This window comes from Streptacidiphilus sp. MAP5-3 (genome assembly GCF_041262505.1).
Taxonomy (GTDB): domain Bacteria; phylum Actinomycetota; class Actinomycetes; order Streptomycetales; family Streptomycetaceae; genus Streptacidiphilus.
In genome coordinates this window covers 591,309-612,959 of record NZ_JBGCCL010000001.1, presented here as the reverse complement: position 1 = coordinate 612,959, position 21,651 = coordinate 591,309, and the positions used below count along the sequence as shown (strand labels likewise).

Below are 21,651 nucleotides of genomic sequence, written 5' to 3'. Positions count from 1 at the left end.
CACTGATCGCCGGGGTGAGCGAGCCCACCCTGTCCGCAGCCATGTGACGTGGCCAAGGACATGGTGGGCTCGATGCTGAGGTCCGCCGACGCCTGTGGTCGCTGTGACGCTGTGTGCATGCATGGCGACCCGCTCGCGCGGATTTCCTATCAGGGCCTCTGACCAGGTATGGTCTTCCTCGTTCGCCCCTATAGCTCAGTCGGTAGAGCGTCTCCATGGTAAGGAGAAGGTCTGCGGTTCGATTCCGCATGGGGGCTCTGCAAAGAAGGCCCGTGTCCGTATCGTGGACACGGGCCTTCGGCGTTCCCGCAGCGGGCGCGGAGGGTTGTGGGGGCTGGGGGCAAAACGTCCGGCGATCCCCCGAACGAGCGCGAACGAGCGCGAATGAGCGCGAACGGGCGCGAACGAGCGCGGGCGTGTGGCGCTTCGTAGGCGGAATGCGTTGTGATGGTGCGTCACAAGACGTGCCTGGGGGAGGCGGAGGCGCTGTGGGTGTTCGGCTGGTGGTCGTCGACGACCACAGGTTGCTGGCCGAGGCGCTCGCGGCTGCGCTGCAACTGCGCGGGCATCGCGTGCTGGCCGTGGGGACTCCGACCGGCGTGGCCGCCGACCTGGTGGTCAACCGCAGGCCGGAGGCCTGCCTGCTCGGCGTCTCGCAGCCGGAGGATCCGGCCGCGTTCGACGTCGTGCGGCGGATCAGGCAGGAGCGGCCCGAGGTGGCCGTGGTGGTGATGGGCACAGCGGACCACCTGGCCGGCGTGGCCTCCGCCTTCGCCGCGGGCGCGGCGGGATATGTGCGCCAGGACGAGCGGATCGACGTCGTGGAGCGGGCGTTGAGTCGCGTTCGCGCGGGGGAGGCGGCCGTGTCGCCGGAGCTGCTTCGCGCTTCCTTCGACCAACTGCTGCGCCCCGCCGTCGAGTCGGACGACGAGGCGGTCCGGCTGCTGCGACTGCTGACCCGGCGCGAGGCCGAGGTGCTGGCGCGGATCGCCGAGGGGCAGGACACGCAGCAGATCGCCGACAGCATGCAGATCGCGCCCAGCACGGCCCGCACGCACGTGCAGCGCGTCCTGGTGAAGCTGGGTGCGCGGACGCGCCTGGAGGCCGCTGCGGTGGCCGCGCGGACGGGGCTGCTGGAGCGGGTCGGCCGCGCCACGCGTTGAGCGTGCGGACCCTGCACGCCTGCTGAGCGAATCCGGTGCACCCGCTGAGCGGACCTACCCCGCACGCCCGCTGAGCGGGTGACGCGGTCGACCGTAACCGAACAGATCCGAACAAGCTCCCTGCTCACGTGACCCATCCGTGGTATCTGCTGTTCGCTGGTGCGACTCGGCTCGCCATCTCCTGTTGACTACTGCTGAGTTATGTTTGATTATGTTGCGACCGACTCACCAAGAGCGAAGCAGGCGCAGTGGGGAGAACCCGGCAGTGAAGAAGACCAGCACGCGACTGGCCGACGGCCGTGAGTTGATCTACTACGACTCCCGCGACGACGTGTCCCGCACCGCGCGGGACCGGCGTCCGCTGCCGAGCACCGAGACGCTGTCCGAGCTGCGCTACGACCCCGTCCTCGACGAGTGGGTGGTGATCGCCGCGCACCGACAGGGGCGGACGTACCACCCGCCGGCGGACGAGTGTCCGCTCTGTCCGTCCCGCGACGGGCGGTTGAGCGAGATCCCGGAGGCGGACTACGAGGTCGTCGTCTTCGAGAACCGCTTCCCCTCGCTGGCCGCGCACCCGCACCCCGAGGAGGTGCAGGCGCCCGCGCCCCAGACGATCCGGCCCGGCGCGGGCCGGTGCGAGGTGGTCTGCTTCACCTCCGACCACGACGCCTCCTTCGCCGACCTGACGCCCGCCCAGGTCGGCACGGTCCTGGAGGCGTGGACCGACCGCACCGCTGAGCTCTCCGCGCTGCCCGGCGTCGAGCAGATCTTCTGCTTCGAGAACCGCGGCGCCGAGATCGGCGTCACGCTGGCGCACCCGCACGGGCAGATCTACGCGTACCCGTTCGTCACCCCGCGCACGGAGCGGATGATCGCCGCCGCTGCCGCGCACCGCCGCCGGACCGGGCGCAACGTCTTCGAGGACCAACTCGCCGCCGAGCGGGCCGACGGGCGGCGCGTCGTCCTGTCCGGCGAGCACTGGACGGCCTTCGTGCCGTTCGCGGCGCACTGGCCCTATGAGGTTCATCTGTATCCCAACCGGCGCGTGGCCGATCTGCGCGCCCTGAATGACGCCGAGCGCGCCGAGTTCGCGACGCTCTACCTCGACCTGCTGAACCGCTTCGATCTCCTCTTCGCAGCTGAAGAGCCCGTCCCTGGGCGGGAGTCGCCCCGCCGCGCCGACCGCCGCGCGAACCGCACCCCGTACATCGCCGCCTGGCACCAGGCACCCGTCCGGCACACGCCCGGGAACGGCAGTGAGCTCGCCCTCCATATGGAGCTGTTCACCATTCGTCGTACGGTGGGGAAGCTCAAGTTCCTGGCCGGGTCGGAATCCGGCATGGACGTGTTCATCAACGACGTCGCGCCGGAGGATGCCGCGCGACGCCTGCGGGAGGTCAAGCGATGAGTCAGTACCTGGTCACCGGCGGCGCCGGCTATGTCGGCGGTGTGGTCGCGGCCCACCTGCTGGAGGCCGGCCACCAGGTGGTGGTGCTGGACGATCTGTCCACCGGCTTCCGGGAGTCCGTCCCGGTGGGGGCCGAGTTCGTCCACGGTCGGATCCAGGACGCGGGTGAGGTGCTGGAGGGCGGGTCGTTCGACGGCGTGCTGCACTTCGCGGCCAGCTCGCAGGTCGGCGAGTCGGTGGCCGACCCGGAGAAGTACTGGCGCAACAACGTCGCGGGTTCGCTCGAACTGCTGGCGTCGATGCGCAAGACCGGCGTGCGCCGCCTGGTCTTCTCCTCGACCGCCGCCGTCTACGGCGAGCCGAAGACCACCCCGATCGAGGAGACCGCGCCGACCGCGCCGACCAACCCGTACGGCGCGACCAAGCTGGCCATGGACCACATGATCACCAGCGAGGCCAACGCCCACGGGCTGGCCGCCGTCTCGCTGCGCTACTTCAACGTGGCCGGCGCGTACGGCGCGCAGGGCGAGCGCCACGACCCCGAGTCGCACCTGATCCCGCTGGTCATCCAGGCCGCGCTGGGCAAGCGCCCGCACATCTCCGTCTACGGCGAGGACTACCCGACGCCGGACGGCACCTGCATCCGCGACTACATCCACGTCGCCGACTTGGCCGAGGCGCACCTGCTGGCGGTGGGCGCGGCGCGTCCGGGCGAGCACCTGATCTGCAACCTCGGCAACGGCGAGGGCTTCTCAGTCCGCGAGGTCATCGAGGCGGTCCGCCGGGTGACGGGCCGTGAGATCCCGGCGGTCATGGCCGAGCGCCGTCCGGGCGACCCGGCCGTGCTGGTCGCCTCCGCGGCGCGCGCCCACGACGCGTTGGGCTGGCGTCCGCGCCGCGCCGACCTGGACGGGATCGTCCGCGACGCATGGAACTTCGCGCTCTCGCTCGCCTCCGAAAAGGACGAAAGGACCAGGTGAAGCAGTGACCCGACCGGACCAGGCCACAGGCAGCGCCACCACGGAGCTACCGGACGCCGTCATGTACGCGGACGCCTTCGCGGCCCTCTACGGCCGCAGGCCCGAGGGCGTGTGGCAGGCGCCGGGGCGCGTGAACCTGATCGGCGAGCACACCGACTACAACGACGGCTTCGTGCTGCCGATGGCGCTTCCCAGCGCCGCGCGGATCGCGGTGGCGCGGCGCGACGACGGCCTGGTCCGGGTCCACAGTGCGCAGGGCGACGGCGGTGTGGGCGGTGCGGGTGGTGTGACGGAGTTCACGCTCGCCTCGCTCCGGCCGGGATCCGTCGCGGGGTGGGCCGCATACCCGGCCGGTGCGCTGTGGGTGCTGCGTGAGGAGGGGCACCCGCTGCCCGGCCTCGACCTGCACCTCGACAGCGACGTGCCGTTCGGTGCGGGGCTGTCCTCGTCCGCCGCGTTGCAGTGCGCGGTGCTGCTGGCCTGCGACGACCTGCTCGGTCTCGGCATCCCGCGCCCGACGCTGGCCCGGCTGGCACAGCGCGCCGAGAACGACTACGTGGGCGCGCCGGTGGGCGTGATGGACCAGACGGCGTCACTGTGCTGCACGGCGGGCGCCGCGCTCTTCCTGGACACCCGGGACATGACGCAGCGTCAGGTGCCGCTCGATCTGCTGGCGGCCGGGCTGCGGTTGCTGATCGTCGACACCCGCGTCGAGCACGGCCACGCGGACGGCGCCTACAGGCACCGCCGCGAGGGCTGCGAGCGCTCGGCCGCGCTGCTCGGTGTCCGCGCCCTGCGCGACGTCGACGCCGACAAGCTGGACGAGGCGTTGGCCATGCTGCCGGACGAGGAACTGCGCCGCCTGACCCGCCACGTCGTCACCGAGAACGCCCGGGTGCTACGCGCGGCCGAGTTGCTGGCGGCGGGCGACTTCGCCGCGCTCGGACGGATTCTGACGGAGGGTCACGCATCGCAGCGGGACGACTTCGCCATCTCCTGCCCGCAGTCCGACGCGGCGGTCGAGTTGGCCCTGGCTGGGGGCGCGCTCGGCGCGCGGCAGACCGGCGGCGGCTTCGGCGGCTGCGTGATCGTGCTGACCGAGCCGGACCGGATCGGAGTGATCGCGTCCGCGATCAAGGCCCACTACGCTGCCCAGGGCTGGAACGCTCCGGCCTGCTTCACGGCGACGCCCGCGGCCGGCGCGCGCCGCCTGCTCTGAAGGTTGCTTTGAAGGCTGCTCGGAAGGCTGCTCCGGAGGCTGCATCGCCGCCGACTGCGCAGCCTGCTCCGCATGCTGTTGTCCGAGTACGGACACATAAGCACCTCTTATGAGGTCATAAAGCCAGACCGACTACTGTGACAGTCGGACGCGGGTGAGGCTCGCCTTACCCGCGTTTTGCTGCGTGCTGCCCGCCCGTGCTCGCGCCCGTCCGAGGAAGGACCTCGCTGCCATGACACGCCCTCTCCGGGTCGCCATCGTCGGATCCGGCCCTGCCGGTATCTACGCCGCCGACGCGCTGCTCAAGTCCGACGCCGCGCAGGACCCCGGTGTGTCCATCGACATCTTCGAGCGGATGCCCGCGCCCTTCGGCCTGATCCGCTACGGCGTCGCGCCCGACCACCCCCGGATCAAGGGCATCATCAACGCGCTGCACCAGGTCCTCGACAAGCCGCAGATCCGTCTCTTCGGCAACGTCGACTACCCGACCGACCTCACCCTCGACGACCTGCACCAGTTCTACGACGCGGTCGTCTTCGCGACCGGCGCCAACGCCGACCGCGCGCTCGACATCCCGGGCGTCGACCTCGACGGCTCCTACGGCGCGGCCGACTTCGTCTTCTGGTACGACGGTCACCCCGACGTCCCGCGCACCTGGCCGCTGACGGCCCGCAAGGTCGCCGTCCTCGGCGTCGGCAACGTGGCGCTCGACGTGGCCCGGATCCTCGCCAAGACGGGGGACGAGCTGCTGCCCACCGAGATCCCGGACAACGTCCACCAGGGCCTCAAGCAGAACGAGGCCGTCGAGGTCCACGTCTTCGGCCGACGCGGCCCGGCCCAGGCCAAGTTCAGCCCGATGGAGCTGCGCGAGCTGGACCACTCGCCGAACATCGAGGTCATCGTCGACCCCGAGGACATCGACTACGACGAGGGTTCGATCGCCACCCGCCGGGCCAACAAGCAGGCGGACATGGTGGCCTCGACGCTCGAGAAGTGGGCGATCCGCGACGTCGGCGACCGCCCGCACCGGCTGCACCTGCACCTCTTCGAGTCCCCGGTGGAGATCCTCGGCGAGGACGGCCAGGTCGTCGGCCTCCGCACGGAGCGCACGGAGCTGGACGGCACCGGAAACGTCCGCGGCACGGGCGTCCACCGCGACTGGGACGTGCAGGCCGTCTACCGGGCGGTCGGCTACTACTCGGAGGAGCTGCCCAAGCTCCCCTTCGACGTCGAGTCCGGGACGGTCCCGCACGAGGCGGGCCGCGTCGAGCCCGCGACGTACGTCACCGGCTGGATCAAGCGCGGCCCGGTCGGTCTGATCGGCCACACCAAGGGCGACGCGAACGAGACCGTCGCCTCCCTTCTGGCCGACCACGCGGCGGGCCTCCTCCCGGCCCCGACGCAGCCGGAGCCGGAGGCGGTCGAGCGGTTCCTCGCGGAGCGGGGTGTTCGCTACACGACGCGCGACGGGTGGTACCGCCTCGACGCGCACGAGCGTGCTCTTGGCGAGCCGCAGGGACGCGAGCGGGTGAAGGTCGTCTCGCGCGACGAGATGCTTGACGCGTCAGGGGCGTAGCTGAACCCTGTGCAGCCGGGGAAGTTGCACTTTGCCCAGGGGCGCGGGGCTCTGCTGGTCTGCGCCTCCGCCGCGTGGGCGCGAGTAACCACTGATGACCGGATGGCCCTGTACGTTCGGGGCTCCACCTCGCAGCGTGGCTTGGCGCGCCCACGCTGGGGGTCCCCCCGTCGAAGGCAGGGGGAGGAGCCGCACATCAGCAGAGCCCCGCGCCCCTGGGGTGTTCCCGCTTGCCTCCCCGAAGGTTCCGTTCGGGTGAACGGTTGACATGAAAGGGTCCGGGCGCGGCGCGCGAGCCTACGCTGGTTGGTGTAGGGGGCTGGTGCTGCGTTGGGGGGAGTGGGGGCGTGGGGCGGATCAGGGTGTTGGTGGCCGACGGTCACCGGATATTCGCGGAGGCGCTGGCGACGGCGCTTGCCGCCGAGCCCGATGTGGAGGTCGCGGCGGCTGGGAGCGCAGGCGCCGCAGAGCGGGCGTTGGAGCGGGCCGCCGGGGAGTCCCGCGCGTTCCAGGTGATGCTGGTCGACGCGGACCTCGGCGCGGGCGCCTCCGCTCCGCACGTGCCCGCGCAGCGGCGCCCGCTGGGCGCGTCCGCGCCTGCCGTGCCCGCCGTGCCTGCCGCACCATCACAGCCTCCGCCTCCGCCTCCGCCCGGCCCCGCCGGCGTCTCGCCGGACCGCCAGGCCGACGGGATCGCGCTGATCACGCGCGCCCGCGCCGTGCATCCGGAGCTGCGCGTGATCGTGCTCGCCACCGTCGACGACCCGCACCGCGCAGTCCGCGCGCTGCAGGCGGGCGCGGGCGGCTGGGTTGCCAAGGAGAGCTCGCTCGGGCGGCTGATGGCCGTGGTGCGCGGGGTGATGCGGGACGAGACGCATCTGCCGCCGGGCCTGCTCACCGGGGTGATACGCGAGCTCACCGCCGCCCGCCGGGACCGGACCGAGAGCGAGCGGCTGGTGGAGATGCTCACGCCGCGCGAGAAACAGGTGCTGCGCTGCATGGTGGCGGGGCTGGGACGGCAGGCCGTCGCGGACCGGCTCTTCCTCTCCCCGCACACGGTGCGGACGCACATGCAGAACGTCCTCGGCAAGCTCGGGGTCCACTCCACGCTGGCCGCCGTCGCGCTGGCCCGCCGCGCCGGGGTCGGCCCGGTCGACCTGCCTCAGTGAGGCACGTGCTCCAGTCCGTCGAGCCCTTCCAGCGCGTCCAGCGCCGCGCCCGTGCGCAGCGCCTGGCGGCGCAGCAGCTCGGCGCCGACGGAGAAGGTGAGCGCGGTGAGGATGGCGACCAGGTGCTCCTGCCCGGCCAGGTTGGGCACCAGCAAGGCCTCCACCAGCATCGCGCCGCCCACCAGGCAGCCGGTCACAACGGTGCGGTAGCGCCAGGCGATGCAGATCGCGAGTGCGACGACGGCGACGGAGGGGCCGGTGTCGCGGCCGAACTCCGCCGCGTAGGAGAGGCCGAAGAAGCGACCGTGGCCCATCTCGATGCCCTGCCGCGCGTACATGGTCGCGGCCAGGGTGGACGCGTAGGCGATGCCGAGCGTGCGCAGGCGGCCGAAGGTGAGTTCGGCGATGCCGAAGACGAAGAAGACCTGCGCCGCCGCGCCCCAGACCGGCAGGTCGGGCGCGGGGACGAAGAGCGAGAGGGGAGTCCGGGCGAGTTCGACGCGGAGGGGGAGCGAAGCGCGGACGACGCCCAGCCGTTCGACGATCCCCGCGCCGGAGGACGTCCGCTGCCAGAGCTGGAAGAGCACGATGGCCAGGGTCGCGGCCAGGGTCATCGGGATCGCGGGGAAGCCGTTGCGGCGTACCCCGTCCCGTATCGCCCGGGCCAGCGCGCCAAACTCCCGCTCGACGGCGGTGCGTATCGAAGGTATCGAAGGCATGCGCACGTCCTCCGACGGAATATCTGGTTCGTCCGTAGTCGTCCACAGAATTCGTACGTATTCCACGTTAAGCCTGAAATAAGTGCAGCCTGTGGGTCAGAGGGTCGAAACCAGGATCATTCGGATGAAGGAGTTTCGGACGTCGCTTCCGGAAGCTCGGCGGGGAGCGGCGGCGGAGCGTGCCGCCGCTTGAAGAGCGCGGGCAGGCTCGGCGCGGTGATGAACCCCTCGGCCCGCGCCGAGGCGATGCCGATCCGCGGTAGGTCGCTGGTGCGCTCGAAGAGCAGGTAGCGCGGCTCCCAGATGGGCCGGTACTTGGCGTTCGCCCGATAGAGGGACTCGATCTGCCACCAGCGCGAGAAGAAGATCAGCACCTCCCGCCAGAGCCGCAGCACCGGCCCGGCACCCAGGCGTCCGCCGCGCTCGAAGACCGCCCGGAACATGGCGAAGTTGAGCGAGATCCGCTGCACGCCCAGCTTCTCGGCCTGCTGGATCAGTTCGATGACCATGAACTCCATCAGGCCGTTGTCGGACTCGCGGTCGCGGCGCATCAGGTCCAGCGACAGGCCTTCGCGTCCCCAGGGGACGAAGCTGAGCAGCGCCCGCAGCTCCTCCTCGCCGTCGTGGCACTCGAGCATCATGCATTGGCCGTCGTCCGGGTCGCCGAGACGGCCGAGCGCCATGGAGAAGCCGCGCTCGGTCTCTCCGTCGCGCCAATGGTCGGCGAGGCTGAGCAGCGAGTCCATCTCCTGCTCGGGGATGTCGCCGTGCCGCCGGATCCGGACGGTGTACCCGGCACGCCCGACGCGCTTGTGTGCCTGCCGGACGCCGCGCATGGCGCGGCCGTCCAGGCTGAAGTCCTCGACCTCGACGATCGCCTCGTCGCCCAGCTCCAGCGCGTTGAGCCCGTGGCGGGCGTACACGGTGCCGCCCTCCTCACTGGCGCCCATCACGGCCGGTGTCCAGGCGTGCAGTTCGGCCTGCGCCAGCCACTGGTCGATGGCCCCGGGCCACGCCTCGACGTCCCCGATCGGGTCGCCCGAGGCGAGCGAGACGCCCCCGACGACGCGGAAGGCGACGGCGGCCTTGCCGGTGGGGGAGAAGACCACGCTCTTGTCCCGGCGCAGCGCGAAGTAGCCGAGCGAGTCGCGTTCGCCGTTCCGGTCGAGCAGCTCGCGCAGTCGGGCCTCGTCCTCGGGGCAGAGGTACTCCTTGCCCTTCGGGGCGCGGAAGAGCGCGTAGAGGACCAGCAGGAAGAGGATCACGCTCAGCACGTTGATGGCGATGTCGACCCAGTGCGGGATCCGCACGCCCGCGTGCCCGGAGCCGGCCGGGGCCAGCGTGTAGACGCGCATGATCGCGTAGTCCATCCGGTCCCAGAAGGTGGAACCGGCGGCGGTGTTGGTGATGGTGACGAGCGCGGTGCCGATCAGGATGCCGACCGCCCCGCCGATGATCAGCGTGCCGAGTGCGAGCAGCGGGTTGGACCGGTCGCCCTTGGCGTGGAACTCACGCCGCCCGACGACCAGGGCGAGCAGGAAGACCAGGCTGATCCCGGTGGAGACCCAGTTGAAGCTGTGGCCGCGGACGTCGGAGTCGACCGCCATCAGCAGGATGACCAGGACGATGTACGCGCCGGAGAGGATCAGGTTGAAGATCCAGGCGGCCCGCTTGCCGCGCCGCATCATGATCGCCAGGAACCAGGCCAGCGCGGCCGAGGTGAAGCCGGCGGTCAGCAGGTAGGGCGTGAACAGGTCCCCGGTGTTGTGCTCGGTGACCTGCCGTCGGAACGGGGCGGAGATGGCGCCGAGCAGGTTGAGCGCGGCGGCGATGCGCAGATACCAGACAGCCACCCAGGCGGCTCGCCGTTGCCAGGCCTCGCGGTTCTTGCTGGGGGTCTTGTCGCGGGTCGTTTCGCTGGTCTGGGGAGGGTTCTCGGTAGGCACGTACGCATCCATCCCGTTCTGGGCGAATCCTCATGATTACACACCAGAACGGGACGAATAGGCGAGCTTTAGTGTGTGCCTGGGCCGCTCGGCTCAGTGGTGCTGGTCCTGGCGGAACACGTCGCGGAACACGTCCCGGAAGACGCCCGCGATCACCGCGTGACCGGTCGGGGTGGCGTGGATGTCGTGGTAGGGCGTGCACTCCCAGGTCCACTCACAGATCCGGGCCACGTTCAGCGGGACCTGGCCGACGCCGGGCAGGGTCGCCTGGTCGGTGAAGTCGAGCGTGGAGAACGCGGTGGCCACGTCCGCGACGTGGAATCCGCCGAGCTTCAGGCCGACCTCGATCGCGCCGTTGAGCGCCACGCCCAGCGTGGCCGAGAGCCGCGCGGCCTGCTGCCCGGACGGGCCGGTCAGCCAGACGGCCAGGAACGGGTCGTAGTAGTTCATCCCCGCGTACTGCGGCCGTCCGCCGCCCGCGGCGTGCAGTGCCGCGGTGATCTCCGGCACCTGCACCGCCACCGTGGCGATGCCCTTGGCGGCGCAGGCGAGGTCGATCGAGCCGCCGCTGAGGCAGCCGTCGACGTCGTTGGCGCCGATGTCCAGGGTGACGTAGCGGACGTGCCCGCGATGGGCGCGCAGGAACTGGACGGCGGCGTCGAGCTGGGACTTCGCGCCGGGGTAGCTGCAGATGCCGCCGTCGATCATCGTCTCGGTGGTCTCGCCGCTGCAGCCGAGCTTGACGTGGACCAGGTCCGGGTCGTGTTGCTTGAGCTGTGCGTAGAGCTGGTCGGTGTAGGAGACGTCGGTGTTGTGGCCGACGTTCGGCTGGTACCCGGCGGCGAGGGAGTCGCCGAGCGAGACGTAGTAGTCGGGTGCACCGTGGTGGTCGGCGGCCGCCGGCTGGGTCGTGAGGCCCAGGGTCGTGGTGTGCGTCGCGGCTGCGGCCGGGCCGGCCAGGCTGAAGGCCAGTAGTGCGGCGCCGGTCACGGCGCCGAGGGTGCGCGCGAGGCGCGGGAGCCTGCTGCGTGCGGTCATCGGGCGGTCCCCCCTTCCGGAGGCCGCCGTTTGCGGTCCCCGGCAACGGAGTAGACAACCCGTCGGTAACGCCTGGCAATACCTGTGCAGACGGCAGTTGACGAGGCGGAAGTTGAAGCACCGTCAGAACCCGGAGGGCTCGGCCCAGTCCGGGGCGGTCCGGCTCAGACCGGTTCAGCCCAGGTCGGCCCGGGTCAGTCCGGGTCGTTGTCGAACGGTGCGACCAGCTGGCGCAGCAGCGAGGCCAGCTCCTTGCGCTGGCCGTCGGGCAGTTCGGCGAGGATCTGCCGCTCGTGGTCGAGCAGCCCGGACAACGCGGCGTCAGCCCGCTCCTGCCCGGCCTGGGTCAGCCGGACCAGGACGCCGCGGCGGTCGTCGGGATCGGGCAGCCGCTGGACCAGGCCCTTGCCGGCCAGGCGGTCGATCCGGTTGGTCATCGTGCCCGAGGTGACCAGCGTCTGCGTCAGCAGCTGGCCGGGGGAGAGCTGGTAGGGCGTGCCCGCCCGGCGCAGTGCGGTGAGCACGTCGAACTCCCACGGCTCCAGCGCGTGCTCGGCGAAGGCGGTGCGGCGGGCGCGGTCGAGGTGGCGGGCGAGCCTGCTGATCCGGCTCAGCACCTCCAGTGGCTCCACGTCGAGGTCGGGGCGCTCGCGACGCCATGCTGCGACCAGCCGATCGACCTCGTCCTCCATGGTGATCAGTGTAGTCGGATATCTATCGACATGAAGTCTCTTGACATCAAGAATTTCTGGACGGCATGCTAGAAGTATCTTGACGTCAAGATAAATGAAGTGGAGGGACGACCGATGAACGCCGTCTCGTGGGACCCGAAGCAGTACCTCCGGCACGCCGACCTGCGCAGTCGACCGTTCTTCGAACTCGTCGACCGGGTGCCCGGCACCCCGCGACGCGTCGTCGACCTCGGCTGCGGCCCGGGCAACGTGACGATCAGCCTGACCGAGCGGTGGCCGGACGCGACCCTCGTCGGCGTCGACAGCTCACCCGAGATGATCGAGCAGGCCCGCCGCGACCACGCCGAGAGCGGCGTCGCGTTCCGGGTCGGCGACATCGTCACCTACGACCCGGCCGAGGACGAGCCCGACCTGATCCTCTCCAATGCCGCGCTGCAGTGGGTGCCCGGACATCTGAAGCTCTTCCCGGGCTGGATCGAGGCGCTGCCGCAGGGCGGGGTGCTGGCCTTCCAGGTCCCGGGCAACTTCGACCAGCCCTCGCACGCGCTCCTCACCGAGCTGCGCAACAGCCCGCGCTGGCGCGACACGGTCGGCGGCCCGCACCGGGCGGCGATCCCCGAGCCCGCCCAGTACCTGGCGACGCTGTCGGGGCTGGGCTGCGCGGTGGACGCGTGGGAGACCACGTACCACCAGGTCCTCCACGGGGAGCAGCCGGTCCTCGACTGGATGCTCGGCACCGGCCTGCGGCCCACCCTCGACCTCCTCCCCGACCCGCAGCAGCGCGAGGCGTTCCTCGCGGAGTACGCGGCACTGCTCGACGCGGCGTACCCGCGTCAGGACTTCGGCACCGTTCTGCCCTTCCGCCGCGTGTTCGCGGTGGCCGTGAAGATGTAGAAGATGTAAGGGAAAAGACCATGATCGTCGCACTCGACCATGTCCAGCTGGCCGCGCCTCCCGGCACGGAGGACACGCTGCGGGCCTTCTACATCGGCGTCCTCGGCCTGACCGAGATCCCCAAGCCGCCGGTGCTGGCTGCCCGCGGTGGGGCGTGGTTCGCCACGGGGGACGGCTCGGTCCAGATCCACGTGGGGGTCGAGGACCCCTTCGTCCCGGCGAAGAAGGCGCATCCTGCTGTGCGCGTGCGGGGGATCCGTGGGTTCGCGGAGGAGATCGCCGCGAAGGGCGCGGAGGTCGTCTGGGACGACAACCTCCCGGGCCATGACCGCTTCTACAGCTTCGACCCGGTCGGCAACCGGATCGAGTTCCTCGAACCGTTCAGCTGAAGCAAGCGGGACGTTGCACCACCCCAGGGGCGCGAGAAACCACCCTGCGCGGATGGCCCTGTTCAGTGAGGACCATCCGCCCGCGGTGGCTTGTCGCGCAGTTCCCCGCGCCCCTGATGGTGCAACGTCCGTCAGGACTTGCGGCGGCCGACGAGCTGTGGCCTCCGCTCCATCCCCTCCAGGCCGTGCCAGGCCAGGTTGACCAGGTGGGCGACGACCTCCGCCTTCTTCGGCTTGCGGACGTCGAGCCACCACTGGCCCGTCAGGGCCACCATGCCGACGAGCATCTGCGCGTACATCGGCGCCAGCTTCGGGTCGTAGCCGCGCGACTTGAACTCCAGGCCCAGGATGTCCTCGACCTGGTTCGCGATGTCGCCGATCAGCGACGCGAACGTCCCCGTCGACTGCGTCACCGGCGAGTCGCGGGTCAGGATCCGGAAGCCGTCCGTCGAGGTCTCGATGTAGTCGAGCAGGGCGAAGGCCGCCTCCTCGCAGAGTTCGCGCGGGTGACCGCCCGTCAGCGAGCCGGTGACCATGTCCAGCAGGAGCTGCATCTCACGGTCGACCACGACCGCGTACAGGCCCTCCTTGCCACCGAAGTGCTCGTAGACGACCGGCTTGGAGACGCCCGCCTTCGCCGCGATCTCCTCCACCGAGGTCGCGTCGTAGCCGCGCTCCGCGAAGAGCGTGCGGCCGATGTCGAGCAGTTGCTCGCGGCGCTCCTTGCCGCTCATCCGCACGCGGGTGGCCCGGCGTGTGGTGCGTGCACTGTTTCCCGCTGCCCCCCGCTTGGACGAGGGCGCGTCGGTCACCGGATCCCTGTCGCCACTGCTCTCGTTCACAGGACCATCATGCCGCGCGCCGCGCCGCCAACCGATCCCGGCTGGGCCAGCGGACGTCGTGGGCCCAGCCGAACTGCTCGAACCAGCGGATCAATCGGGCCGAGGAGTCCACCTGACCGCGGAGCACGCCGTGGCGCGCGGAGGTGGGGTCCGCGTGGTGCAGGTTGTGCCAGGACTCGCCGCAGGAGAGGACGGCCAGCCACCAGACGTTGCCGCTGCGGTCGCGCGAGCGGAACGGCCGGTTGCCCATCGCGTGGCAGATGGAGTTGATCGACCAGGTGACGTGGTGCAGCAGCGCGATCCGGACCAGCGAACCCCAGAAGAACGCCGTCAGCGCCCCCTGCCAGGACCACGACCACAGGCCGCCGACCAGTGGCGGCAGCAGCAGCGAGACCAGCGTGAAGAGGAAGAACTGCCGCGAGATCCAGGTGATGTCCCGGTCCTGGACCAGGTCCGGCGCGTACTGCTGCTGCGGCGTCTGCTCCTCGTCGAAGAGCCAGCCCATGTGCGCCCACCACAGGCCGCGCAGCAGCGCGGGGACGGACTCGCCGTAGCGCCAGGGGGAGTGCGGGTCGCCCTCGCGGTCGGAGAACTTGTGGTGCCGACGGTGGTCGGCGACCCAGCGCACCACCGGACCCTCGACGGCCAGGCTGCCGGCGACGGCCATGGCGATCCGCAGCACCCGGCCGGTCTTGAACGAGCCGTGGGTGAAGTAGCGGTGGAATCCGACGGTGACGCCGTGGCAGGCGGTGAAGTACATCGCCACCGCGATCACGATGTCGTGCCAGCCGATGCCCCAGCCCCAGGCGACCGGGACCGCGGCGAGCACGGCGAGGAACGGGACGACGATGAAGAGCCCCAGCGCGATCCGCTGCGCCACGCTCTGCTTCTCACCGCCCCTGGTCCCCGGTACGGGCTCACGGGTGCCGGGAACACTGGCGGACGCGTCAGCGGACGCGGCAATGGTCCGGGCGGTGCCGCTGCTTTCGGCGGTGCTGCTGGTCGGGATGGTCACAGGTCGCCCCTCGGCCTACGGAACCGTAACTTACGGCATCGTAGGTTCTCTTCCCGTCCCTGAGGAAGTACACCCCGCCCGGGCGTGGCGGGAGGGTGAATTCGCGAGGCCAGGCGGTTGGGCCCGTCGATGGACGACGCGGTGTCGCGCTATACCGTCGCGTGGAGGGCCGGTGGTACGGCATAGTAGTAGCGGCCGTCCGGCGGTGAGCCGCGGACGGGCGATCCGCCGTAGTGTAATTGGCAACACGCTGTCTTTTGGTGTCAGTATTCAAGGTTCGAGTCCTTGCGGCGGAGCACGGTCTCTCACAGCCTCCGAAGGCTCTCCCTCGTGACGGCTGGCTATCCTCACAGTGTTCGGGCGCGTTTGTGCGGATCCCTAGGTCGGGTGTTCGGCGAGCCCGGCGGACCCTCACCGTTCCCCTGCAGAGGAGCCTGCTTCCATGTCTCCCACCGCCGTGATCGTCCTCGCCGCCGGCGAGGGCACCCGGATGAAGTCGGCCGTGCTGCCCAAGGTGTTGCATCCGCTCAGCGGGCGCACGCTCGTCGGCCACGCCGTGGCCGCGGGGCGGGAGCTGACGCCGGAGCACCTGGTCGTGGTCATCGGCCACATGCGCGACAAGGTCGCCGCGCACCTCGCCGAGGTGGACCCGGGCGTGCGCACCGTCGTCCAGGAGGAGCAGAAGGGCACCGGCAACGCCGTCCGCGTGGCGCTGGAGGCGCTCGCCGCCGACGGCATCGCCCTGGACGGCACGGTCGTGGTCACCACCGGCGACACCCCGCTGCTCACCGGTGCCACCCTCCAGGCGCTCGCCGCCACCCACGCCGCCGACGGCAACGCCGTGACGGTGCTCACGGCCGAGGTCCCCGACGCGACCGGCTACGGCCGGATCCTGCGCGGCGCGGACGGTTCGGTCCAGGCGATCGTCGAGCACAAGGACGCCACTGCCGAGCAGCGCGCCGTCGCCGAGATCAACTCGGGCGTCTTCGCCTTCGACGGCAAGCTGCTGGTCCAGGGCCTGGCCGAGGTGCGCACGGACAACAGCCAGGGTGAGGAGTACCTCACCGACGTGCTCGGCATCCTGCGTGAGGCGGGCCACTGCGTCGGAGCGGTCGTCGCCGCCGACTACCGCGACATCCTCGGCATCAACGACCGGGTGCAGCTGGCCGAGGCCCGCCGCATCATGAACGACCGTCTGCTCGAGACCGCCATGCGCTCCGGCGTGACTGTGGTCGACCCGGCCACCACCTGGGTGGACGTGCAGGTCTCCTACGACCGCGACGCGGTGATCCACCCGAACACGCAACTGCACGGCACCACGGTCGTCGGCGAGGGCGCCGAGATCGGTCCGAACTGCACACTTCGGGACACCGAGGTCGGCGCGGGCGCGGTTGTGAGCAACGCCACAGCCAACGGTGCGGTGATCGGCGCGGGCGCGAGCGTCGGCCCCTACGCCTACCTGCGTCCGGGCACCGTCCTTGGCACCAAGGCCAAGGTCGGCACCTACGTCGAGACGAAGAACGCCGAGCTCGGCGACGGCGCCAAGGTGCCGCACCTCAGCTATGTGGGCGACGCCACGATCGGCGAGGGCAGCAACATCGGCGCGGCCTCGGTCTTCGTCAACTACGACGGCGTCAACAAGCACCGCTCGACCATCGGTGCGCACTGCCGGACCGGCTCCGACAACATGTTCGTGGCCCCGGTGACGGTCGGGGACGGCGCCTACACGGCGGCCGGCTCGGTCATCTACCAGGACGTCCCCGCAGGGGCGTTGGGCGTCGCGCGGGCGCAGCAGCGCAACATCGAGGGCTGGGTCGGGCGCAAGCGTCCCGGCACGGTCTCGGCGGAGGCCGCCGCTGCGGCCAAGGAGCGCGCGGACGCCGCCGAGGCCGACGACAGGGCCTAGGCGTGCGCCGCCCGGAGCGGGCGGCAACCGGCGCGGACGGGGGCGCTCGGAGCACGTCGGGTGCCCCCGGCGCCACCATCCGGACCTGCCCGGACCACTCCTTCGCCGGACCCGAGGGCGACGGCGATGCCCACGGACGCGTAACCTTGTGGACATCCACACGCAGCAGGCCCGCAGCAGGCCAGACGTCCGCCTGCGGCGAACCAGCAACAAGGAGACGGTTGCAGTGACCGGGATCAAATCGTCCGGCTCGCGGAAGATGATGCTCTTCTCCGGCCGTGCCCACCCCGCCCTCGCGCGGGAGGTGGCCGAGCAGCTGGGTGTCGAGTTGGTCCCCACCAAGGCGCTGGACTTCGCGAACGGCGAGATCTACGTCCGTTACGAGGAGTCGGTCCGCGGTGCGCACGCCTTCGTGCTGCAGAGCCACACCGCGCCGATCAACCAGTGGATCATGGAGCAGCTGATCATGATCGACGCTCTCAAGCGGGCGTCAGTCAAGACCATCACCGTGATCATGCCGTTCTACGGGTACGCCCGTCAGGACAAGAAGCACCTCGGTCGTGAGCCCATCTCCGCCCGCCTGATAGCCGATCTGCTGAAGACGGCCGGCGCCGACCGGCTGATCTCCGTGGACCTGCACACCGCGCAGATCCAGGGCTTCTTCGACGGCCCGGTCGACCACCTCTTCGCGCTGCCGATACTGGCCGACTACGTCGGCTCCAAGGTGGACCGCGACAAGCTCACCGTGGTCTCCCCGGACGCCGGTCGCGTGCGCGTCGCCGACCAGTGGTCGGACCGCCTGGGTGCGCCGCTGGCCATCATCCACAAGCGCCGCGACCCGAACGTCGCCAACAAGGTCATGTCCGCCGAGGTCGTCGGTGACGTCAAGGGCCGCGTCTGCGTCCTGGTCGACGACATGATCGACACCGGCGGCACCATCGTCGCGGCGGCGGACGCCCTGTTCGACCAGGGCGCGGAGGACGTCATCGTCGCCGCCACCCACGGCGTGCTCTCCGGTCCGGCCGCGGACCGCCTGAAGAACTCGCGCGCCAGCGAGTTCGTCTTCACCAACACCCTGCCGACCCCGGGCGAGCTGGCCCAGGAGATCGACAAGGTCACCACGCTCTCCATCGCCCCGCTGATCGCCCGCGCCATCCGCGAGGTCTTCGACGACGGCTCGGTGACCAGCCTCTTCGACAACGCCTGAGCGTTGCCGGGGTGACTGCTCGGGTGTGACTGCCCGGGTGTGACTGCGTGATCGTTTTGGCTCCTTCGCCGGGCCTGGGTAGACTCTGAATCCTGCCCGGCGAGGGAGCCTTTTGCATGCCTGTGCATGCGTGAGCTCCGTTATCGACGCGCTTCTTGTTCCAAGATGTGTGAGATGGCCGCCGAGCGCTCGCCCGTTTCACGCACTTCAAGGAGCGCTTCATGTCTGAGATCCGCCTTGCCGCCGAGCCCCGTAACGACTTCGGCAAGGGTGCCGCCCGCCGCGCCCGTCGCGCCGGCCTGGTCCCCGCCGTCGTCTACGGCCACGGCCACGCCCCGGTCCACCTGAACCTGCCGGGCCACGACCTGATGCTGGCGCTGAAGACCTCGAACGCGCTCATCTCCCTGCCGATCGACGGCAAGCAGGAGTTCGTGCTGCCGAAGGCCGTCCAGCGTGACGCCATCAAGCGCACCATCAAGCACGTCGACCTGCTGCTGGTCAAGCGTGGCGAGAAGGTCACCGTCGAGGTTCCGGTCCACACCGAGGGCGAGCTGGCCCCGGGCGGCAACCTGCTTGAGCACGTCCTGAACACGCTGCCGATCGAGGCCGAGGCCACCCACCTCCCCGAGTCGGTCACCGTCTCCGTCGAGGGCCTGGAGGCCGGCGCCTCCGTCCTCGCCCAGGACATCGTGCTCCCGAAGGGCTCCTCCCTGGCGGTCGACGGCGAGACCGTCGTCCTGCAGATCATCGGTGCCCAGGCCGAGGCCCCCGCTGAGGAGGCCGAGGAGGGCGCCGAGGGCGAGGCGGCCGCCGAGGCCTGAGCCTCGACGCAGCTGTAGTTCCTCCGACACTGCCCCGGTCGTCCGCGCTGATGGCCGGGGCAGTGCCGCATCCTGGCACTGAACCGACACTGACACGCGTTCACATCCCGACAGGAGTCTTCGCAGATGAGCGAGCAGGGTCCCTGGCTGGTGGTCGGCCTCGGCAACCCCGGTGGGCAGTACGAGGGCAACCGGCACAACATCGGCTTCATGGTCGCCGACCTGCTCGCCGAGCGCGTCGGCGGGAAGTTCAAGACGCACAAGAGCCGTGCGCAGGTCGTCGAGGGCCGATTGGCGGGTCAGCGGGTGGTGCTGGCCAAGCCGATGTCCTTCATGAACCTCTCCGGCGGCCCGGTGGTCGCGCTCCGCGACTTCTACAAGTCGGGCGTGGACCGGCTGATCGTGATCCACGACGAACTGGACGTCGACTACGCCACCCTGCGCCTCAAGCGAGGCGGCGGCGACAACGGCCACAACGGCCTCAAGTCCATCACCAAGTCCCTGGGTCCGGACTACCTCCGCGTCCGCGCCGGCATCGGCCGCCCGCCGGGCCGGATGGACGTCGCCGACTTTGTCCTGCGCGACTTCTCGTCGACGGAGCGCAAGGAACTCCCGTGGTTCGTGGACCGTGCCGCGGACGCGGTCGAGTCGCTGGTCCAGGAAGGCCTGGAGCGGGCCCAGTCCGTCTACAACGGCTGAACGCGCTCCTCTTTTGGCGGACCTTCAGTTACCCGACGTGGACGTAGGTCCCGGGACCGTAGGCGTCGACGTACCACGGGCTGCTACCCGTGAACCAGGCGACCTCCCAGGTCCCGCCGGTCTCGGCGCGGCCGTAGAGGTTGAAGTAGCCGGCGCTGTTCGTCCAGCCGGAGCCCTCGTAGGTCCACGTCGTGCTGCGGTAGGGCCGGAAGTACAGGTAGACCGGGGTGGACCGCATCGCGCCCCAGGCGCCGTAGCCCTGGTCCCACAGGCCGCCGCTGAAGCGGAGCACCTGGCCCTTGTTCGCCCACGTGGTGTTGGGCTTGGCACCGGTGATCAGGGTGCCGAACCGGAACGTGTGGATCACGCCGCTGTAGGCGGCCGGGTATCCGGGCGCCCCGGGGTACCAGAGCCTCCAGTACCCGTGCGGGTTGTTCACCCACGCCTTGATCTGCGCGGAGTAGACCGGCCCGTTGATCGGGATGTAGCCGAGGTTGGTCCACCCGGTCCGGCCGTCGTTCGACTGCAGGACGTAGATCTTGTTGCCGGGCACCGCCGTGGTGGTGCTCCCGACGTAGTACGAGAAGGTCAGGTCGGAGTACTCGTCGATGCTCGGGTTGCTGAGCTGCAGGGAGACCTGCTGCTCGACGTTCTGCACGGCGAAGGCCGCCGAGGACGCCGTCGCGAACCCGTCGAGTCCCGCACCACCGGCGGCCGGCGTGGCGAAGTGCCAGGTGGTCGCGGCGGCCGGAACCGTCATCGGGATCGAGAAGCGCCCGTCGGCCCCCGAGGTCGCGGAGATCTGGCCGCCCCAGGGGGTGGTGCCGTCCGTCCAGGTGATCGGGGTGTCGGGCAGCGGGTGCCAGGTCCCGTCCACGGCCTGGATCTGCACGGTGCCGGTGACGTTGACGCTGCTGCCGTTGATCAGGCCGCTCGCGGACGTCCGGTCGAGCACGATCCGGGTGGCGGACGCGGGGTCGGTCGTCACCACGGCGGAGGGGCCGTCGAAGGTCACCCAGTACGGGTCGGACGACACGGTGAAGGTGTCGCTGCCGATCGGGCCCGGGTGGGCGACGAGGGTGAAGTTCCCGGTGTTCCAGTCGGGGAAGCCGGTCACCTCGCCCTTGGACCAGGTGAGGTAGACGCCGAAGGAGCCGGTGGTGTCGTGGAACGGGGTCCCGGTGTCGCCCTTGGCGGGGTCGAACAGGGTGGCGTTGCCCGTCACCGTCAACGCCTCGTTGCCCAGACCGAGGTGGGTCGGGGCGAAGGTGACGTTGTGGAAGTCCGGCGACGGCACGTAGGACATGCCACGGCTCGCGGTCGCGGTGCCCTGCAGTCCGTCCTGGTCGGTCGCGGTGACCGAGACGTCGTAGACGCCGCGCGCCAGGGCCAGGTCGCCCGTCGACTGCCAGTCGCCGTTCTGTGCCGTTCCGCTGATCAGCGAGAACGTGGTGACCGTGGCCGGCCCGACGGTGCCGGGCGAGCCGTTGCCCTGAACAGGCGTGAAGGTCGCGCTGACCTGGGTGACGTCACTGGGTGCGGAGATCGCCAGTCCCAGTTCGGCACCGGTGGCCGTGCGGACCGTGGTGATGCCGCTGACAGTCGGGGCAGCGGCGGTCGGTGACGGAGTGTCGCTCGGCGAAGCCGTCGGCGTGGCCGAGGCGCTGTCCGTCGGGGACGGGGTCGAGCTGTCCGTCGGCGTCGGAGTCGGCGTGGCCGAGTCCGTGGGAGCCGGGGTGGCTGACGAGGTGTCGGCCGGAGTCGGGCTCGCGGAGGTGTCGGCCATCGCTTGGGCCGGAACCGCGAGGGTCGCCGCCAGCAGCGCTGCTGCGGCGACGGGAAGGGTGGAGCGGAGTCTCACGCTGAGAGTCCCCCTGATGGAAAAAGGAACCCATGTCGGCCGTCTGTGGGCCACCTGGGTGGTGTGCGTGTGAGCCTAGTGATCACCCCGTGAAATGCCGCGGCCGT

At 70.5% G+C, this 21,651-nt stretch carries 19 protein-coding genes and 2 tRNA genes; 14 read left to right on the top strand and 7 right to left on the bottom strand.

The annotated features are described in order from the left end of the window. Positions 1-184 precede the first annotated feature (184 nt). The 7 genes from ABH928_RS02710 (at position 185) to ABH928_RS02680 (ending at position 7,515) form a co-directional block, all read left to right on the top strand. Positions 185-257 (top strand) — tRNA-Thr (locus ABH928_RS02710). A gap of 231 nt (positions 258-488) precedes the next feature. Continuing rightward, positions 489-1,163 carry a LuxR C-terminal-related transcriptional regulator gene (locus ABH928_RS02705; RefSeq protein WP_370061473.1) on the top strand — a complete coding sequence of 225 codons (675 nt, stop codon included), beginning with the start codon at positions 489-491 and terminating at the stop codon, positions 1,161-1,163. A gap of 265 nt (positions 1,164-1,428) precedes the next feature. Beyond that, positions 1,429-2,571 (top strand): galactose-1-phosphate uridylyltransferase, encoded by a 1,143-nt coding sequence (gene galT / locus ABH928_RS02700; RefSeq protein WP_370061471.1) that lies wholly within the window; start codon positions 1,429-1,431, stop codon positions 2,569-2,571. Further along, complete coding sequence (gene galE, locus ABH928_RS02695) at positions 2,568-3,551, top strand: UDP-glucose 4-epimerase GalE (RefSeq protein WP_370061469.1); 984 nt, start codon at positions 2,568-2,570, stop codon at positions 3,549-3,551. The genes galT and galE overlap by 4 nt, the downstream gene beginning before the upstream one ends. 61 nt (positions 3,552-3,612) lie before the next feature. Then, positions 3,613-4,770: a galactokinase gene (gene galK / locus ABH928_RS02690; protein WP_370061885.1), complete on the top strand. Its 1,158-nt coding sequence runs from the start codon at positions 3,613-3,615 to the stop codon at positions 4,768-4,770. A 232-nt stretch (positions 4,771-5,002) separates the two neighbouring features. Next, positions 5,003-6,346 (top strand): FAD-dependent oxidoreductase, encoded by a 1,344-nt coding sequence (locus ABH928_RS02685; protein WP_370061467.1) that lies wholly within the window; start codon positions 5,003-5,005, stop codon positions 6,344-6,346. A 347-nt stretch (positions 6,347-6,693) separates the two neighbouring features. Next, complete coding sequence (locus ABH928_RS02680) at positions 6,694-7,515, top strand: LuxR C-terminal-related transcriptional regulator (protein WP_370061465.1); 822 nt, start codon at positions 6,694-6,696, stop codon at positions 7,513-7,515. Here the strand turns inward: ABH928_RS02680 and ABH928_RS02675 are convergent. The 4 genes from ABH928_RS02675 to ABH928_RS02660 all read right to left on the bottom strand — a co-directional run bounded on the left by ABH928_RS02675 (position 7,509) and on the right by ABH928_RS02660 (position 11,910). Further along, complete coding sequence (locus ABH928_RS02675) at positions 7,509-8,234, bottom strand: hypothetical protein (protein WP_370061463.1); 726 nt, start codon at positions 8,232-8,234, stop codon at positions 7,509-7,511. The two genes, ABH928_RS02680 and ABH928_RS02675, sit on opposite strands and share 7 nt — an antisense overlap. A 116-nt stretch (positions 8,235-8,350) precedes the next feature. Continuing rightward, positions 8,351-10,180 (bottom strand): phosphatidylglycerol lysyltransferase domain-containing protein, encoded by a 1,830-nt coding sequence (locus ABH928_RS02670; protein WP_370061461.1) that lies wholly within the window; start codon positions 10,178-10,180, stop codon positions 8,351-8,353. 93 nt (positions 10,181-10,273) lie between these two features. Then, positions 10,274-11,218, bottom strand: coding sequence for an SGNH/GDSL hydrolase family protein (locus ABH928_RS02665; RefSeq protein WP_370061459.1), 945 nt, complete (start codon positions 11,216-11,218; stop codon positions 10,274-10,276). 194 nt (positions 11,219-11,412) lie between these two features. Further along, on the bottom strand, positions 11,413-11,910 hold the full coding sequence (locus ABH928_RS02660) for a MarR family winged helix-turn-helix transcriptional regulator (RefSeq protein WP_370061457.1): 498 nt from the start codon (positions 11,908-11,910) through the stop codon (positions 11,413-11,415). Positions 11,911-12,024: 114 nt separating this feature from the next. On the opposite strand from ABH928_RS02660, the gene ABH928_RS02655 reads away from it, so the two are divergent. Beyond that, complete coding sequence (locus ABH928_RS02655; protein WP_370061455.1) at positions 12,025-12,804, top strand: trans-aconitate 2-methyltransferase; 780 nt, start codon at positions 12,025-12,027, stop codon at positions 12,802-12,804. Between the two features lie 20 nt (positions 12,805-12,824). Then, complete coding sequence (locus ABH928_RS02650) at positions 12,825-13,193, top strand: glyoxalase (protein ID WP_370061453.1); 369 nt, start codon at positions 12,825-12,827, stop codon at positions 13,191-13,193. A gap of 131 nt (positions 13,194-13,324) precedes the next feature. On the opposite strand, the gene ABH928_RS02645 is transcribed toward ABH928_RS02650, so the two are convergent. Together ABH928_RS02645 and ABH928_RS02640 are read right to left on the bottom strand one after the other, a co-directional pair. Continuing rightward, positions 13,325-14,005 carry a TetR family transcriptional regulator gene (locus ABH928_RS02645; RefSeq protein WP_370061883.1) on the bottom strand — a complete coding sequence of 227 codons (681 nt, stop codon included), beginning with the start codon at positions 14,003-14,005 and terminating at the stop codon, positions 13,325-13,327. A 37-nt stretch (positions 14,006-14,042) separates the two neighbouring features. After that, positions 14,043-15,044, bottom strand: coding sequence for an acyl-CoA desaturase (locus tag ABH928_RS02640; protein ID WP_370061881.1), 1,002 nt, complete (start codon positions 15,042-15,044; stop codon positions 14,043-14,045). Between the two features lie 230 nt (positions 15,045-15,274). Here ABH928_RS02640 and ABH928_RS02635 point away from each other — a divergent pair. The 5 genes from ABH928_RS02635 (at position 15,275) to pth (ending at position 19,683) form a co-directional block, all read left to right on the top strand. Continuing rightward, positions 15,275-15,346 (top strand) — tRNA-Gln (locus ABH928_RS02635). Between the two features lie 146 nt (positions 15,347-15,492). Then, positions 15,493-16,956: a bifunctional UDP-N-acetylglucosamine diphosphorylase/glucosamine-1-phosphate N-acetyltransferase GlmU gene (glmU, locus tag ABH928_RS02630; protein ID WP_370061451.1), complete on the top strand. Its 1,464-nt coding sequence runs from the start codon at positions 15,493-15,495 to the stop codon at positions 16,954-16,956. A 226-nt stretch (positions 16,957-17,182) separates the two neighbouring features. Next, positions 17,183-18,163: a ribose-phosphate diphosphokinase gene (locus tag ABH928_RS02625; RefSeq protein ID WP_370061449.1), complete on the top strand. Its 981-nt coding sequence runs from the start codon at positions 17,183-17,185 to the stop codon at positions 18,161-18,163. Positions 18,164-18,384: 221 nt separating this feature from the next. Further along, complete coding sequence (locus ABH928_RS02620) at positions 18,385-18,984, top strand: 50S ribosomal protein L25/general stress protein Ctc (protein WP_370061447.1); 600 nt, start codon at positions 18,385-18,387, stop codon at positions 18,982-18,984. 126 nt (positions 18,985-19,110) lie between these two features. Beyond that, positions 19,111-19,683, top strand: a complete 573-nt coding sequence (gene pth, locus ABH928_RS02615) for an aminoacyl-tRNA hydrolase (RefSeq protein ID WP_370061445.1) — start codon at positions 19,111-19,113, stop codon at positions 19,681-19,683. A gap of 28 nt (positions 19,684-19,711) precedes the next feature. On the opposite strand, the gene ABH928_RS02610 is transcribed toward pth, so the two are convergent. After that, positions 19,712-21,544, bottom strand: coding sequence for a hypothetical protein (locus tag ABH928_RS02610; protein WP_370061443.1), 1,833 nt, complete (start codon positions 21,542-21,544; stop codon positions 19,712-19,714). Between the last annotated feature and the right edge of the window lie 107 nt (positions 21,545-21,651).

Coding starts and splice junctions, on each gene's coding strand:
- galK (WP_370061885.1), top strand. CDS start 3,613: ATGTACGCGGACGCCTTCGCGGCCCTCTACGGCCGCAGGCCCGAGGGC.
- ABH928_RS02650 (WP_370061453.1), top strand. CDS start 12,825: ATGATCGTCGCACTCGACCATGTCCAGCTGGCCGCGCCTCCCGGCACG.
- ABH928_RS02665 (WP_370061459.1), bottom strand. CDS start 11,218: ATGACCGCACGCAGCAGGCTCCCGCGCCTCGCGCGCACCCTCGGCGCC.
- ABH928_RS02675 (WP_370061463.1), bottom strand. CDS start 8,234: ATGCCTTCGATACCTTCGATACGCACCGCCGTCGAGCGGGAGTTTGGC.
- pth (WP_370061445.1), top strand. CDS start 19,111: ATGAGCGAGCAGGGTCCCTGGCTGGTGGTCGGCCTCGGCAACCCCGGT.
- ABH928_RS02685 (WP_370061467.1), top strand. CDS start 5,003: ATGACACGCCCTCTCCGGGTCGCCATCGTCGGATCCGGCCCTGCCGGT.
- ABH928_RS02655 (WP_370061455.1), top strand. CDS start 12,025: ATGAACGCCGTCTCGTGGGACCCGAAGCAGTACCTCCGGCACGCCGAC.
- galE (WP_370061469.1), top strand. CDS start 2,568: ATGAGTCAGTACCTGGTCACCGGCGGCGCCGGCTATGTCGGCGGTGTG.
- glmU (WP_370061451.1), top strand. CDS start 15,493: ATGTCTCCCACCGCCGTGATCGTCCTCGCCGCCGGCGAGGGCACCCGG.
- ABH928_RS02660 (WP_370061457.1), bottom strand. CDS start 11,910: ATGGAGGACGAGGTCGATCGGCTGGTCGCAGCATGGCGTCGCGAGCGC.
- ABH928_RS02620 (WP_370061447.1), top strand. CDS start 18,385: ATGTCTGAGATCCGCCTTGCCGCCGAGCCCCGTAACGACTTCGGCAAG.